Here is a 13,941-nt window from a genome sequence, read left to right on the forward strand (position 1 = left end):
ATGTGATGCGTGGATGGCGCAAAAATACCTTGCGCAAAGCGGCGTGTAATTTACATTACAGAAAAGCACAAGGGAGAGAAACACGGATGCAACCGTCCGACTTGCTGGATTGTCCGATGGAGCCGTTATCGCTGCGCGAGCGCCGCCGCGATGCGATCCTCGACGCCGCCGAAGCGCTGTTCCTCGAACAGGGCTATGAGCGGACCAGTCTCGCCGAAATCGTCAAACAATCGGGCGGATCGCTCGCGACGCTTTATGACTTGTTCGGCAACAAGCAGGGGCTGCTCCACGCCATTGCGTCGCGATGGGGCAATGAAGCCCGGTCCCAGCCGGCCGAATGTATGGCGATGACGGATTTGTCGAATGTCGAATTGCTGAAGGGCTATGCACATCGACAATGCGACCGGATGCGCTCGCCGCGCTCCGTCGCCTTGATGCGGATGCTGATTTCGGAAAGCTTGCGCGATCGCGATTTCGCGCTGCAAATTTATCGCGACCTGCACATCCCGGCGACCGAGGAACTGTCGACGCTGTTCGCCGAATGGGCGGCAACAGGTCAGGCCGAAATCGACGATCCCGAAGCGGCGGCGAAATTGCTGCTCAGCATCGTGATCGGCGATTCCATGCTCCATACGCTTGCGGGGCTCGAAAACGAATGGCTCGACAATGAAGAGCTCGACTGGCGGCTCCAGCCGTTTCTATCGCATTTCAGAATCATTTAGGGTGCTGACGCCAGGTGGCATCGACGGCGCGCGCCTGTTGACATGACTGTCAATAATTGAAAGCCTGCGCCTTTCGGTATCGGGAGCATCGCATCGTGGCCAGTACCGTCCTGTCATTGGCTGGCCAGCCCGACCAAGCAGAGGCGTTGCGCTCGCGCACCGTCGCCGCCTACGCCGCCACCGCCGGACCAACGGTCATCCTCGGCCTGCCGTTCAGCGTGTATCTGCCGCCCTATATTGCCGAGGGCGGGGTGATTTCAGTGGCGCTGGTCGGGCTGCTATTTTCGCTTACGACGATCTGGGACGGGGTCGTCGACCCCCTGATCGGGACGATGGTCGACCGCGTTCGCACCGGACTCGGCGCCCACCGCCGCTGGATGCTGCTCGCGCTCGGGCCGCTCGCACTGCTGTTGCTCGCACTGGTGACAGTCGGTGATCGGCTGCCCTTTGCCGCGCTGTTCCTGATGATGGTGCTCTTTTACTCGAGCTACAGCCTCTATGAAGTCGCGCAATTGTCGTGGGGCTCGGCTTTGGTGCGCAACCCGCGCGAGAGCGCGCTGCTATACGGGATGCGTGACTGGTTCGCGAAGATCGCGCTGATCCTGGCGTTTGCAGCGCCTGCCGCGGCCCAAATGCTGATCCCCGGAGTCAGTTTGCAGGGCCGGATCATGGCCTATGCCAGTCTCTTCATGCTGATGGTGCCGATCGCGCTCTACGCCATCCGCCTCGTCCCGCCGCGGGCGGTCGTTGTTGAAACCAGCATCGGCTGGCGCAGCGAGCTTCGCGCGTCGCTGGCGTTTCCGCCGCTGATGCTGCTGCTCGGGGTGCAATTTCTCAACAGCTTCGCCTTTGGCTCGCTGACGTCGCTGTTCGTCTTCTTCGCCGCCGCGGTGCTCGATCTTGACGGGCAGAGCGCGGTATTGCTGTTCGCCAGTTTCATCGGCGGGGCGATGACTTCGCCGGTCTGGACCATGCTGGCGCGCCGCTTCGGCAAACCGCCGATGATGATGGCGATGGGTGCGCTGATCTCCGGCCTGCTGGTCGCGACATTGTTTCAACAACCTGACGGCATCGCGCAGGCGACGGGATTTTCGCTGACGCTGGGCACCGGCTTTGTCGGGCTGCTGTTCACCTACTCGATGCTCGCCGACATCATCCCGGGCGATGCCGCGCGCTGCGGACGCCCTCGCTCGGCGTTCCTCTTCGCTTTGCTCAACCTGATGCAGAAATTCGGCGTCGCGGCCGCGATTGCGGTCAGCTACCTCCTGCTCGATGTCGTAGGTTTCGATCCGAAAAATAGCCAGGCGGCGGCGCGCGAACTCCATCTCGTTTTCGTGCTCCAGCCGACGATCAGCTGGGTGATCATGATCGTACTGCTCCTATTGATGCGCCGGGCGCTGGCGCGCGAAGCCGACCCTGCACTTGCAATCGCCGCGGTGCGCCAGTAAAGGCCGCTTTCATTCGGACAGATGCGCCGTTTTCGTTCCGCCTTTCGCCGACACGCTCGGGGAGGGTGGGCGGACTATTGCCCAAAAGCGCGCTTGACGCGGGGGGCGCGGCAACCCATCTGGCCCGAACCAGAGTATTTGTAGGACAGGACGATCGACATGGCGAAAACCAGCCCGGCTGAGTTCATCAATCAGGTGCGCGCCGAAGCCAAGAAGATCGTCTGGCCCACGGGACGCGAGACGGTGCAGACGACGATCATGGTGCTGATCATGACGACGATCCTGGCGCTGTTCTTTTTCGGCGTCGACACGGTTTTCAACGCGATCGTCAGCTGGCTGACGTCGCTCGCGCGCTAAACGCCGCGGCTTTCAGGGACAGGATACGGACACACATGGCGCGCTGGTACATCATTCACGCCTATTCGGGTTTCGAAAACAAGGTGCGCGATTCGGTGCTTTCCGAAGCCGAACGCATGGGCCTCACCGAATTTGTCGAAGCGGTCGAAGTGCCGGTGGAAACCGTCACCGAGGTAAAGCGCGGCAAAAAGGTTCAAGCGGAACGCAAATTCTTCCCCGGCTATGTCCTCGCCAAGCTGACGATGACCGACGATGTTTATCACCTCGTCAAGAATACGCCGAAGGTTACAGGCTTCCTGGGCTCAATGGGCAAGCCACAGGCGATCAGCGAAGCCGAAGCTGCGCGCATCCTGAACAGCAAGGAGGAGGCCGCGGCCCGTCCGAAGCAGGAAATCCGCGTCGATTACGAAATCGGCGATCAGGTCAAGGTGCTCGACGGTCCTTTTGCCAGCTTCAACGGGCTGGTCGAAGAACTCGATTTCGAAAAGGCGCGCGTCAAGGTGTCGGTGTCGATCTTCGGTCGCGCCACCCCGGTCGAACTCGACTTCGAACAGGTCGAACGCATGAAATAATCGGCGTCGCCCCCGCAAAGACGGGGGCGATGGATAGGGGCTAGCCCGTCGTTATGAGTTCGCTGACTCCCGCCGAGATTCAGGCCCGCATCCTTCGCGCCCGCGGCATTCAGGCTGCCGTCTCTCCTGAAAAGGTCGTCGGGGCGGTCACCAGCCTGTTCGATCTCGTCCCCGCCCCAGAGCCGGACGAATATACATTCCCGGCGTTCGAGAAGCCATCGCGCGACCGTATTTTTGGCGGACAGGTGATCGCACAGGCGCTGGTTGCCGCGGCGCGCACTGTCGATCCGGACAAGTCGGCGCACTCCCTTCATGCCTATTTCCTGCGCGGCGGCGACGAAACCAAGCCGCTACACTTTCGCGTCCACCGCGATTTCGATGGGCGCAGCTTCGCCAACCGCCGCGTCGTCGTGCGCCAGGACGGCAAGGTGATTTTTAACCTCACCGCGTCTTTCCACGCGCCCGAACCCGGGGCGACGCATCAGGTGTCGATGCCCGACCTGCTGCCACCCGAACAATGCGTCGAGTTCACCGAAAATCTCGCCGCCGACCCCAATGTCAGCGACTCGCAGCTCGACCGCATGGCACGCCTCCGCCCATTCGAGATGCGCAGTTTTCGGCCACCCTCGACCGAAAAGGCGTCGGCGCATTATCAATGGTATCGCCTCGCCGCACCGATCGGCAACGATCCGCTGCTCCACCGCGCGTTCCTCGCCTATGCGTCGGACATGGGGCTGCTCTCGTCGTCGCTGTTGCCGCACGGCTTTACCTGGTCGACCCCGGGGCTGTTTTCGACCAGCCTCGATCACGCGATGTGGTTCCACGACGACATCCGCGTCGATCAATGGTTCGCCTATGTCATGGACAGCGACTGGACCGGCGGCGCACGCGGCATCAACCGCGGCCTCATCTATCGCCAGGACGGCTCTCTGATCGCCTCGGTGATGCAGGAGGGCTTGCTGCGCTTGACCCCGCCTGCGGAATAGCGAGGCTGGCTGGCGACGCGGATCGAGCGATGTTTACGAGCCGCACCATGGGACCAACGTCCGTATAATCATTTTCGTGCCAGCCCCAACAGGGCGGAAAAGGGCGGGTCGCGGCAGGTCATGTGGTGCGGCGCGGGCGCGATGGACGGCGCAGCGAATTGCAGATGTCGGACCGAACAACCGTGCCGGCTGCGGCGTCGTATCGAACAGCGGTCAACGCGCTTTTCGCGGGTGGCGGCGCCTCGCTCGCTCCGTCAAGCCGATCCGTTCAGACGTTGTCCGGAGCGCAATAAGGCTTTCTTTTTCGGCCGTTTGCGCATATGCGCGCGGCTTCGCGTCAGATACGGGCGTGATTCCGCGCGGGAGGAGGGGGTGATGCCCTTCTGTTCGACCGCTTATTTTGAGTTCCGGACCAGTTCCGGGGCGACAGAAAGATAGGAGGCCATCATGGCTAAAAAGATCAGCGGCTATATCAAGCTGCAAGTTCCGGCAGGGACCGCAAACCCCTCGCCGCCGCTCGGGCCGGCCCTCGGCCAGCGCGGTGTCAACATCATGGAATTCTGCAAGGCGTTCAACGCCGCGACCGACTCCATGGAAAAGGGCACCCCGACCCCGACCATCATCACCGTGTTCGCCGACAAGAGCTTTTCGTTCGTCACGAAGACGCCCCCGGCGACCTATCTGATCAAGAAGGCCGCAAATCTGAAGTCGGGTTCGAAAGAGCCGGGCAAGATCAGCGGCGGCAAGATCGCCCGCTCGAAACTGACCGAAATCGCCGAGATCAAGATGAAGGATCTCAACGCGAACGACCTGGAACAGGCAACGAAGATCATCGAGGGCAGCGCGCGCTCGATGGGCCTCGAAGTGACGGAGGGCTGATCCGATGGCAAAGCTGACCAAGAAGCAGAAGACCCTCGAGGGCAAGGTTGACAGCCTCAAGCTGCACACCGTCGACGAAGCGCTCAAGACCGTGCGCGAACTGGCCTCGGCCAAGTTCGACGAAACGCTCGAAGTTGCGCTCAACCTGGGTGTCGATCCGCGCCACGCCGATCAGATGGTGCGCGGCGTTGTGACGCTTCCCGCCGGGACCGGCAAAGACGTCAAGGTTGCCGTGTTTGCGCGCGGCGACAACGCCGACAAGGCGCTGGCGGCCGGCGCCGACAAGGTCGGTGCCGAAGACCTGATGGAAGACATGCTCGCAGGCAACCTCGACTATGGCCGCGTCATCGCGACGCCGGACATGATGGGCATCGTCGGCCGCCTCGGCAAGACGCTGGGTCCGAAGGGCCTGATGCCGAACCCCAAGCTGGGCACTGTGACCCCGAACGTCGCCGAAGCCGTGAAGGCCGCCAAGGGCGGTCAGATCGAATTCCGCGTCGAAAAGGCCGGCATCATCCACGCTGGTCTGGGCAAGTTGTCGTTCGGCGAGGAAAAGCTCCGCCAGAACTTCGACGCCTTCGTCGACGCGATCGTCAAGGCCAAGCCGGCCGGCGCGAAGGGCAAATATGTCCGCAAGATCGCGCTGTCGTCGTCGATGGGCCCCGGGATCAAGGTCGATACCGCCGACGTCACCGGCGCCTGATTTCAGGCATATGATTTAGCGAAGGGCCGGGGGAAACTCCGGCCCTTTTCCTATGGGCGATGGCGGCTTTGGGGTGAAAGCAGCCTTTCCCGTTTCGTCATCCCGGCGACGGCCGGGATCTCAATCTCTCGGGATTTACGCACTGGCGAAATCCCGGCTTTCGCCCGGATGGCGAGGTGGTAGGTGGCCGCAACTGGTCGTTGGCGGTCATTCCCGCAGCCCCCGCATCGCCGCCGCCGCGGCAAACGGTCCGATCATCGTCAGCAGCAAGCTCGCCGCGCCAAGTAGCTTGATCGCCCCGCGCCCCGACGGGTCGAGCATCCCGGCGCCGAAGATCAGCAGCGGTACCGCAAGCGGCAGCACCAGCAACCCGCCGATCGCACTGCCGCCTTTCAGCCCTGCGGTCAGTGCCGCGCTCAGCACCGCCAGCGACGCCAGCGCCGGGATCGCAATCGCAATCCCTGCTGCGAGCACCTCGACCCGCGCCGCGTCCTGCGCCAGCAACGCCGCGGCCGGGAACAAAGCGATCATCAACGGCAATCCGAACGCAATAGCGTGCGCCAAAATCTTCACTGCCGCGATCACCTCATCGGCGATCCCGCGCACCGCGAGCTGGTCGAGCACCCCGGCGTCGCGGTCGGGGCGCACCAGCCGGTCGATCGGGAGCAGCGCGGCGAGCAACGCCGCGACCCACACCATCCCGCCACCCGCGCGGCGCAGCAGCGGGGCATCCGGCCCCACCGCAAAGGGAAAGGCGGTCGCCACCAGCAGAAAGAACAGCACCGGCAGCCACAGCGCCCCGCTGCCCCACGCCCGCCGCAGGTCGCGCCAGAACAGAGCGAGGAGGGTCGTCATGCCAGCGCCCCCATATTGAGCTCCGCCAGATCACCAATCCCCAGCGCGAAATGCGACGCCAGCAACACCGCCCCGCCGTTCGCCCGATGCGCCGCGATCGCCGCAACCAGCCGTGCCTGTGCCGCATCGTCCATCCCGTTCGCCGGCTCGTCGAGCAGCCAGATGGGTGCGCCCGACGCGATCACGCGCACCATCGCGGCGCGTTTGCGCTGCCCGGTCGACAGCATCGCCACCGGAACGTCGCTCAGCGGCACCAGCGCCATCGCCGCCATCGCGCGGTCGACCGCATGGCCGTCGACGGTATCGATGCGCGCCCAGAAATCGAGCGCGCGGCGCAGCGGCAGTTCGGCGTCTAGCGCGGAGGCCTCGTCGATCAGCGCGCAGCGCCCGCGGCGCTCGACCGTCCCCGCCGCGGCGCGCAGCAACCCCGCGGCCAGGCGGATCAGGCTCGACTTGCCCGCGCCATTCGGTCCGCGCAGCCACAACGCTTCGCCGGGTTCCAGCGCCAGCGACAGATGTTCGAACAACAGCCTGTCGCCGCGAATGCACGCCACGCCATCGAGCCGCAAAAGCGCGCTCACGCCATATCCTCGAGCGCGTGCATATCGTCATCGCTAAAACCGAAGTGATGCCCGATCTCATGGATCAGCACATGCCGTACCAGCCGGTCGAGCCGCTCACCGGTCTCGATCCACTCGACCAATATCGGAATGCGATACAGCGTCACTCGGTCGGGCATACCGCCGCTCTCGCCGATGCTGCGTTCGGTCAGCGGTCGCCCTTCGTACAGTCCGGTGAGGTCATAGGGGTGCTCGATGGCGAGCGATTTCAGGATCTCGTCGTCGGCAAATTCTTCGATCACGATCACCACACCCTGAATATGCGGCAGAAACATCGCGGGCATCGTCTCCAGCGCAACCTCCGCCATTGCGAACATTGCGTCGGGATCGGGGGCGGTCCCGGTCCATGCGCCGGGCGGCTCGAGGGGCAGGCTGCTCTTGTCGCTCATCGCGCCCTTCCTTATGGCGAGTGCGACACATTGACCAGCGGGAGAAGAAACATGGTCCAGAAACTCGATGAAGAAGCCCGCAGCACCCTGCTCGCGCGTTTCCCCGGCTGGACGCACGAACCCGCGCGCGACGCAATCACCCGCCGCTTCAAATTCGACGACTTCGCTCAGGCGTTCGGATTCATGACCAGCGTCGCGATCCTCGCCGAAAAAATGGATCACCACCCCGAATGGTCGAACGTGTATAACCGCGTCGACATCCTGCTGACGACGCACGACGCCAACGGCCTGTCGGAACGCGATGCAATGCTGGCCGAAGCCATCGAGCGGTTGGTCTAGGCGCTTGATCCGCTTTGACCCTTCGCAACAGATACTTGCTGTCGGGGTCGCGATCCTTGCGGGTTTTGTCGATGCGATAGGCTTTGTCGAATCGGCGGGCTTTTTCGCATCCTTCATGACAGGCAACGCGACCCGGCTCGCGGTCGGGCTGGTGGACGGTCAGCATGCGGCGCTGGTCGCCGCCATGATCATCGCGGTGTTTGTGGCGGGCGTGGTGGCAGGGTCGTTGGTCGGCGCGTGTGCCGGGGCGCGTCGGGCGCCCGCGGTTCTGCTCGGCGTCACCATTTTGCTGGGAATTGCTACGATGTTGCGGCTCGAAGGCGAAGGCTGGAGCGCCATTCTGTCGCTTGCGCTCGCGATGGGCTTCGCCAACGGGCACGACGGATCGGTCGTCGGTGTCGCCTATATGAACGGCACGTTGGTGCAGCTAGGGCAGAAGATCGCCAATGTTGTGCGCGGGGAGGGCGACCGCCGGTGGCTGCACCACCTTGGCCTATGGGCGGCGCTGGTCGGCGGCGCAGTGCTTGGCGCGCGCGCGGTAATCTTGTCCGCGCCCCTCGCCTATGCGTTCGCCTCCGTCTTGGCTGCGGCGCTCGCGCTCCGCGCGGGCTGGATCATCCGGCGGAGTGACTCGACCGTCACGGTGTGATCTTGCCATCGCCCGTCATCCGTTCCAAACCACCGAAATAAAGTCATAATAGGGAGCCCGCGAGAATGAACGACAGCCTGCTGCGCCGTAAGCCGATCGTTCCGGAGAAGCACGAGGGACAACACACCCTCGCTCGGACGCTCGGCTGGCCGCATCTGATCGCGCTCGGCGTCGGCGCGATCGTCGGCACGGGCATCCTCACCCTCATCGGCGTCGGCGCCGACAAAGCGGGCCCCGCGGTGATCCTGTCTTTTGCGATTGCCGGACTGATCTGCGCCTGCGCCGCGCTCGCTTATGCCGAAATGGCGACGATGATCCCGGCGTCGGGCAGCGCCTATACCTACAGCTACGTCGTCATTGGCGAACTCATCGCGTGGGTCGTCGGATGGAGCCTGATTCTCGAATATTCGCTGGTCGTCAGCGCGGTTGCGGTCGGCTGGTCGGGCTATGCGGCGCCCTTGCTTCAGGCCTGGGCGGGCGTGCCGATGGCGGTGATGCAGGGTCCCGAACTCGGCGGTATCGTCAATTTGCCGGCGATCGCGATCATCGCTGTCGTGGCGGGGTTGCTGCTGGTCGGCACGCGCGAAAGCGCGACGCTCAACGCGGTCCTCGTCCTCGTCAAGATTGTCGCATTGATCCTTTTCGTGGCGGTTGCGCTCCCCGCCTTCAATGCCGCCAATCTCGAACCCTTCAGCCCCTATGGATTTGCCAAACATATGGGCCCCGACGGCGTCGAACGCGGTGTGATGGCCGCCGCCGCGATCATCTTTTTCGCCTTCTACGGCTTCGACGCCATCGCTACCGCGGCTGAGGAAACACGCAATCCCGACCGCGATCTCAAGATCGGCATCGTCGGATCGATGTTCGTCTGCGTTATCATCTATATCGCCGTCGCGGTCGCCGCGGTGGGGGCAATCACCTATACCCGCTTCGCCAACAGCCCCGAACCGCTGGCGCTGATCCTGCGCGAACTCGGTAGCCCGCTCGCGGCGCAATATCTCGCGGTTTCGGCGATCATCGCGCTGCCGACAGTGATCCTTGCCTTCTTCTATGGGCAAAGCCGCATCTTCTTCACCATGGCGCGCGACGGGCTCCTCCCTGCCAGCCTCGCAACCTTGTCGTCGCGCGGCACCCCGGTGCGCATCACCATCTTCACCGCGCTCGTCGTCGCGGTGCTCGCGGGTTTCATCCCGCTCGGTGAGCTTGCGGCGCTGGCCAATGCGGGGACGCTCGCGGCGTTCACCGCGGTCTCAATCTGTATGATGATCATGCGCGTCCGCGCGCCCGACGCCCCGCGCACCTTCCGCGCCCCGATGCCGTGGGTGATCGGCGGCATCGCGGTGTTCGGCTGTATCTATCTGTTCTTGAGCCTGCCGGCGCAGACGCAGCTGTGGTTCCTGGTGTGGAACGCCCTCGGGCTGGGGGTCTATTTCATCTACGCCCGGCGGCATGCGGTGGTTGGTTGATTGCGAACTTCCCTATGACTGGGCGTTCGGACTGGACGGAAACCTTCGAACGGCATCGCTCCACGGCATCTCCAATGAAACGCGAGGCCTGCAAATGATGTCTGCGAACAGCTGAAAACGATGTCCCCGGTCTAAACTCGAAGCCATGGGGAGGACCAACAGGAATTATTTTTGTCACTGAGTCCTCACCGCAACACCACCACCCGTTGAGTCCGCGAGTCGCGGCGGACTCCATATCCTGTGTCTGACTCGTTTCGTTCTCATCCCGTTAACCAGTTAGTGACGCGGAATCCCTAGACTTCTGCGCTTGACGGCGGATGTCGCCGGACTCATCAGGGGCTTCTTTCGGATCTGCGCGGGGGCAAAACATGGGTGTGATGGAACGGGTAAAGACCCCGGCGGCAAAGCAGCGGGAGGCGAAAGCGGCGCCCGTCGAACTACCGCTCGACAGCATCCTGCAGGGCGATTGCATCGAAATGATGCGTTCGCTGCCCGCCGCGTCGATCGATATGATTTTCGCTGATCCGCCGTACAACCTCCAACTCGGCGGCGACCTCCATCGTCCCGACGGCAGCCAGGTCGATGCGGTCAACGATGAATGGGACAAGTTTGACAGCCTCGCAACCTATGACCGCTTCACCCATGCTTGGCTGGCCGAAGCGAAGCGGATCCTGAAGCCCGGCGGCAATATCTGGGTGATCGGCAGCTACCACAATATTTTCCGCGTCGGCGCAGCGCTGCAGGATCAAGGTTATTGGATCCTCAACGATATCGTGTGGCGCAAGGCGAACCCGATGCCCAATTTCAAGGGCACCCGCTTTACCAACGCGCATGAGACCCTGATCTGGGCGTCGATGGGCGAGAAAGCGCGCTACACCTTCAACTATCGCGCCATGAAGACGCTGAACGACGAATTGCAAATGCGCAGCGACTGGCTGATCCCGATCTGCGGCGGACAGGAGCGGTTGAAAAAGGGCGGGACCAAGGTTCACCCGACGCAGAAGCCCGAAGCCTTGCTCTATCGCATCCTGCTCGCTTGCTCGAACCCCGGCGACGTCATTCTCGACCCCTTCTTCGGGACCGGCACGACCGGTGCCGTCGCGAAGCGGCTGGGGCGGCATTTCATCGGGATCGAACGCGAGGATGACTATATCGCTGCCGCGCTGGAACGCATCGAAATGGCGCTGCCGCTGGACGAGAGCGCGGTCAAGACGATGATGGCGCCGCAAGCAGCGACGCGCGTCGCGTTCGGCATGCTGGTTTCAGACGGCCTGATTGCGCCGGGAACGCAGCTCACCGACGCCAAGCGGCGCTGGAGGGCGAAAGTTCGCGTCGATGGCAGCCTTGACTGCGAAGGCCAGCCCGCGGGGTCGATCCACAAGGTCGGCGCGGCGGTGCAGGGCGCGCCGAGTTGCAACGGCTGGACCTTCTGGCATGTCGACGACGGCAAGGAATTGCGCGTGATCGATGCAGTTCGGCAGGATTGGTTGCTGGCCAACGAGGCTTGATCTTGCTCACATTGTCATTGCGACAAGCGAAGCGACGCGGCAATCCAGAGTAGGCGTAAACCGCTCCGGACGGCTTCGCTCTGCTCGTCATGACGATTAGGAGATGCCGATGTTCCGACCGCTAATCAAACCCGACTTCGGCAATGCATCCGCAGCTGCAAGCATCTATTGCCGCCCGACCTGCTTCATCGATCGACCGCACGAACTCGACGACGATTGCTTGCGGATTGCCGACACGATGCTGTGGTTTGCCGCTTGGCATATCAGTTTGCGCGATGGGGCCAGCGTCAAAGCGGCGGTGGTGAACGTGGCCGAATGGGCCGACTGGATCGCGGCGATGCCCGACCGTTTGGCGCAGGCAGCAACCGCGCAGCGTATCGCGGTTCTGCGGGTGCGCGGCGCGTTGCAGCTGGGCGAACGCACGGTGCGGTTGAACGAGCCGCAGTTGATGGGTATCCTCAACGTCACCCCCGACAGCTTTTCCGACGGCGGCAAACATGTCGATGCCGAAGCGGCGGCTGACGCGGGCTTTGCGATGGCAAGCGCGGGGGCAGCGATCATCGATGTTGGCGGTGAATCCACCCGCCCGGGCGCGCCGCTGGTCTGGGATGGCGACGAGATCAAGCGCGTCGAAGGCGTCGTCGCGGCGCTTTCGCGGGGCGGGGTTGCGGTATCGATCGACACGCGCAAGGCCGCGGTGATGGAGGCGGCGCTCGCCGCCGGTGCGCGGATCGTCAACGATATCTCCGCGCTGCGTTATGACGACCGCGCGATGGATGTGGTCGTGCGCGCGGGGTGTCCGGTCGTGCTGATGCATGCGCCATCGGCAAAGAGCGATCCGCACGACGGCGGTGCATATGCGCATATCCTGTTCGACGTGTACGACATGCTCGCCGCGCGGGTATCAGCGTGCATCACGGCGGGGATCGATCCCGCCCGGATCATCGTCGATCCCGGGCTGGGATTCGGCAAAAGCGTCGCGGACAATCTGGCGCTCATCAACGGCCTTGCCCTGTTTCACACATTGGGCTGCCCGATCCTGTTCGGGGCCAGCCGCAAGCGGATGATCGGTGCGCTCGACAATGAGGCACACGCCGACCAGCGGCTCGGCGGCACGGTCGCGCTGCATTATCAAGCGGCGGCGCAGGGCGCGCAATTGCTGCGCGTCCATGACATCGCCGAGAACCGGCAGGCGCTGCGCATGTGGCGCGGGCTGCGCGACGCGGCGCTCACCGGCTGAGGCGCGCCGAGGCAACCCTCGCCGAACTCCCGCGTATCTCCGGAGACCACGGGCGCCAGCGCGGCGTCAATCCCCACAGGAGATATTATGCAACTTCCCTCCGGCTCGCATGTCGCCGTCGCCGACGGCACCCAGTTTCAGCTATTCCGCAACAGCGGCACCGAACAGGAACCGAGCCTGAAAGCGGTCGACCTGCCGACAAGCGATGAATCGGCGCACAACGCCGGACAGGGCGATTCTCCGCGCCAGAATGAGGAAGCGGGCCATGCTGCATCGGTCGCGTCGGCTTTGAATGCCGCGGTGCTGTCGAACAAGATCAAGGATCTGGTCGTGATTGCCGATCCCAGCACGCTGGGCGAGATGCGCAAGCAGTACCACAAGTCATTGGAAGCGGCGTTGGTCGGCGAGATTGCCAAAACGCTGACCAGCCAGTCGACCGACGATATTTTGAAATCGATCGCGAACGCCTGACGGGTCTAGAGGCTGTAGCCACCGTCGCTGGTCAGCACGCTGCCGGTGATGGTGGCGGCGGCATCGGAGAGCAAGAATAAGATCTGTGCGGCGGTCTCTTCGGCGGTGGCGTAGCGACCGAGCGGCGTTGCCATTTTGGCCATCGCTGTCATTGCGGCGTCGCGTGAGCCTTCGCTCGCAATCAGATCGGTGAAAAAGGGCATATCGTCCCAGATCGGGGTGTCGACCCCGCCAGGCGCAATCGCGTTGACGCGGATGCCGTGCGGCGCACCTTCCTTGGCGGCGACCTTGGTGAGCTGGATCAGCGCCGCCTTGGACGCGCCATAGGCGCCGGTGCCGGGTTCGGCCTTGATCCCCGAAATCGATGCCGTGGTGACGATCGCGCCGCCGCGGCCATGCGCCATGATCGCGCGCATCGCGGCCTGCAAGCTCAGCATCGCACCGTCGAGATTGACGGCCAGCAAGCGCCGCCACGCCATGAAATCGATATCGACGATCGCGGCGGCGTCACTGATCCCGGCGTTGACGACCGCGAGATCGACCGCGGCGAGGCTGTCAGCGCGTTTGAGCCACGTTTCGGGGTCGGCAACGTCGTCGCTGCGGCTGCGATCGATGCCGATCACGGTGGCGCCCGCGGCGCGCAAGGCGTTTGCGACCGCGAGCCCAATCCCCGAGGCATCGCCCGTGACAAGCGCGGTTCTTCCGGAAAAATCAGAGGTCATTGCCGCAAAATATCG

17 protein-coding genes are annotated in these 13,941 nt (G+C 63.6%); 13 read left to right on the forward strand and 4 right to left on the reverse strand.

Annotation, left to right across the window (positions count from 1 at the left end):
• The first annotated feature begins 116 nt into the window (after nucleotides 1-116).
• The 7 genes from IPF76_RS08570 to rplA all read left to right on the forward strand — a co-directional run bounded on the left by IPF76_RS08570 (nucleotide 117) and on the right by rplA (nucleotide 5,667).
• Nucleotides 117-722 (forward strand): TetR/AcrR family transcriptional regulator, encoded by a 606-nt coding sequence (locus tag IPF76_RS08570; RefSeq protein WP_293842463.1) that lies wholly within the window; start codon nucleotides 117-119, stop codon nucleotides 720-722.
• Between the two features lie 95 nt (nucleotides 723-817).
• Nucleotides 818-2,170 carry an MFS transporter gene (locus tag IPF76_RS08575; RefSeq protein ID WP_293842466.1) on the forward strand — a complete coding sequence of 451 codons (1,353 nt, stop codon included), beginning with the start codon at nucleotides 818-820 and terminating at the stop codon, nucleotides 2,168-2,170.
• A 159-nt stretch (nucleotides 2,171-2,329) separates the two neighbouring features.
• Complete coding sequence (secE, locus tag IPF76_RS08580) at nucleotides 2,330-2,527, forward strand: preprotein translocase subunit SecE (RefSeq protein ID WP_120215766.1); 198 nt, start codon at nucleotides 2,330-2,332, stop codon at nucleotides 2,525-2,527.
• Between the two features lie 35 nt (nucleotides 2,528-2,562).
• Entirely contained in the window at nucleotides 2,563-3,099 is a 537-nt protein-coding gene (gene nusG, locus IPF76_RS08585) for a transcription termination/antitermination protein NusG (RefSeq protein ID WP_293842472.1), read from the forward strand.
• A 53-nt stretch (nucleotides 3,100-3,152) separates the two neighbouring features.
• On the forward strand, nucleotides 3,153-4,085 hold the full coding sequence (locus tag IPF76_RS08590) for an acyl-CoA thioesterase II (RefSeq protein WP_293842475.1): 933 nt from the start codon (nucleotides 3,153-3,155) through the stop codon (nucleotides 4,083-4,085).
• A gap of 447 nt (nucleotides 4,086-4,532) precedes the next feature.
• Complete coding sequence (rplK, locus tag IPF76_RS08595; RefSeq protein ID WP_077028838.1) at nucleotides 4,533-4,964, forward strand: 50S ribosomal protein L11; 432 nt, start codon at nucleotides 4,533-4,535, stop codon at nucleotides 4,962-4,964.
• 4 nt (nucleotides 4,965-4,968) lie between these two features.
• Nucleotides 4,969-5,667, forward strand: coding sequence for a 50S ribosomal protein L1 (gene rplA, locus IPF76_RS08600; protein ID WP_293842481.1), 699 nt, complete (start codon nucleotides 4,969-4,971; stop codon nucleotides 5,665-5,667).
• Between the two features lie 207 nt (nucleotides 5,668-5,874).
• On the opposite strand, the gene IPF76_RS08605 is transcribed toward rplA, so the two are convergent.
• From IPF76_RS08605 to IPF76_RS08615, 3 genes are read right to left on the reverse strand one after another with little or no spacing between them, the layout of a single operon-like run.
• Complete coding sequence (locus IPF76_RS08605; protein WP_293842484.1) at nucleotides 5,875-6,522, reverse strand: heme exporter protein CcmB; 648 nt, start codon at nucleotides 6,520-6,522, stop codon at nucleotides 5,875-5,877.
• Nucleotides 6,519-7,103, reverse strand: a complete 585-nt coding sequence (ccmA, locus tag IPF76_RS08610) for a heme ABC exporter ATP-binding protein CcmA (protein ID WP_293842487.1) — start codon at nucleotides 7,101-7,103, stop codon at nucleotides 6,519-6,521. Before ccmA ends, IPF76_RS08605 begins: the two co-directional genes overlap by 4 nt.
• The gene (locus IPF76_RS08615; RefSeq protein ID WP_293842490.1) at nucleotides 7,100-7,531 is read right to left on the reverse strand and encodes a metallopeptidase family protein; all 432 of its coding nucleotides are present in this window, start codon (nucleotides 7,529-7,531) and stop codon (nucleotides 7,100-7,102) included. Before IPF76_RS08615 ends, ccmA begins: the two co-directional genes overlap by 4 nt.
• Before the next feature lie 30 nt (nucleotides 7,532-7,561).
• Between IPF76_RS08615 and IPF76_RS08620 the strand changes: the two genes are divergently transcribed.
• The 6 genes from IPF76_RS08620 (at nucleotide 7,562) to IPF76_RS08645 (ending at nucleotide 13,204) form a co-directional block, all read left to right on the forward strand.
• A complete protein-coding gene (locus tag IPF76_RS08620) occupies nucleotides 7,562-7,870 on the forward strand; it encodes a 4a-hydroxytetrahydrobiopterin dehydratase (RefSeq protein ID WP_293842493.1) in 309 nt (102 codons plus the stop codon).
• 4 nt (nucleotides 7,871-7,874) lie between these two features.
• A complete protein-coding gene (locus IPF76_RS08625; RefSeq protein WP_293842497.1) occupies nucleotides 7,875-8,519 on the forward strand; it encodes a DUF1275 family protein in 645 nt (214 codons plus the stop codon).
• Between the two features lie 65 nt (nucleotides 8,520-8,584).
• A complete protein-coding gene (locus IPF76_RS08630; RefSeq protein ID WP_293842499.1) occupies nucleotides 8,585-9,985 on the forward strand; it encodes an amino acid permease in 1,401 nt (466 codons plus the stop codon).
• Nucleotides 9,986-10,353: 368 nt separating this feature from the next.
• Nucleotides 10,354-11,493 carry a site-specific DNA-methyltransferase gene (locus tag IPF76_RS08635; protein WP_293842502.1) on the forward strand — a complete coding sequence of 380 codons (1,140 nt, stop codon included), beginning with the start codon at nucleotides 10,354-10,356 and terminating at the stop codon, nucleotides 11,491-11,493.
• A gap of 109 nt (nucleotides 11,494-11,602) precedes the next feature.
• Nucleotides 11,603-12,733 carry a dihydropteroate synthase gene (gene folP, locus IPF76_RS08640; RefSeq protein ID WP_293842505.1) on the forward strand — a complete coding sequence of 377 codons (1,131 nt, stop codon included), beginning with the start codon at nucleotides 11,603-11,605 and terminating at the stop codon, nucleotides 12,731-12,733.
• Nucleotides 12,734-12,820: 87 nt separating this feature from the next.
• Nucleotides 12,821-13,204, forward strand: a complete 384-nt coding sequence (locus IPF76_RS08645) for a host attachment family protein (protein ID WP_293842508.1) — start codon at nucleotides 12,821-12,823, stop codon at nucleotides 13,202-13,204.
• 5 nt (nucleotides 13,205-13,209) lie between these two features.
• Here IPF76_RS08645 and IPF76_RS08650 read toward each other — a convergent pair whose 3' ends face one another.
• Entirely contained in the window at nucleotides 13,210-13,926 is a 717-nt protein-coding gene (locus tag IPF76_RS08650) for an SDR family oxidoreductase (RefSeq protein ID WP_293842511.1), read from the reverse strand.
• Nucleotides 13,927-13,941: the final 15 nt, after the last annotated feature.

This window comes from Sphingopyxis sp., from assembly GCF_016704835.1.
Lineage (GTDB): Bacteria > Pseudomonadota > Alphaproteobacteria > Sphingomonadales > Sphingomonadaceae > Sphingopyxis.

Excerpts from the sequence above, each read along its gene's own strand:
- IPF76_RS08570 (WP_293842463.1), top strand. The coding sequence starts at position 117 with ATGGAGCCGTTATCGCTGCGCGAGCGCCGCCGCGATGCGATCCTCGAC.
- secE (WP_120215766.1), top strand. The coding sequence starts at position 2,330 with ATGGCGAAAACCAGCCCGGCTGAGTTCATCAATCAGGTGCGCGCCGAA.
- nusG (WP_293842472.1), top strand. The coding sequence starts at position 2,563 with ATGGCGCGCTGGTACATCATTCACGCCTATTCGGGTTTCGAAAACAAG.
- IPF76_RS08590 (WP_293842475.1), top strand. The coding sequence starts at position 3,153 with ATGAGTTCGCTGACTCCCGCCGAGATTCAGGCCCGCATCCTTCGCGCC.
- rplK (WP_077028838.1), top strand. The coding sequence starts at position 4,533 with ATGGCTAAAAAGATCAGCGGCTATATCAAGCTGCAAGTTCCGGCAGGG.
- rplA (WP_293842481.1), top strand. The coding sequence starts at position 4,969 with ATGGCAAAGCTGACCAAGAAGCAGAAGACCCTCGAGGGCAAGGTTGAC.
- IPF76_RS08605 (WP_293842484.1), bottom strand. The coding sequence starts at position 6,522 with ATGACGACCCTCCTCGCTCTGTTCTGGCGCGACCTGCGGCGGGCGTGG.
- IPF76_RS08615 (WP_293842490.1), bottom strand. The coding sequence starts at position 7,531 with ATGAGCGACAAGAGCAGCCTGCCCCTCGAGCCGCCCGGCGCATGGACC.
- IPF76_RS08630 (WP_293842499.1), top strand. The coding sequence starts at position 8,585 with ATGAACGACAGCCTGCTGCGCCGTAAGCCGATCGTTCCGGAGAAGCAC.
- IPF76_RS08635 (WP_293842502.1), top strand. The coding sequence starts at position 10,354 with ATGGGTGTGATGGAACGGGTAAAGACCCCGGCGGCAAAGCAGCGGGAG.
- folP (WP_293842505.1), top strand. The coding sequence starts at position 11,603 with ATGTTCCGACCGCTAATCAAACCCGACTTCGGCAATGCATCCGCAGCT.
- IPF76_RS08645 (WP_293842508.1), top strand. The coding sequence starts at position 12,821 with ATGCAACTTCCCTCCGGCTCGCATGTCGCCGTCGCCGACGGCACCCAG.
- IPF76_RS08650 (WP_293842511.1), bottom strand. The coding sequence starts at position 13,926 with ATGACCTCTGATTTTTCCGGAAGAACCGCGCTTGTCACGGGCGATGCC.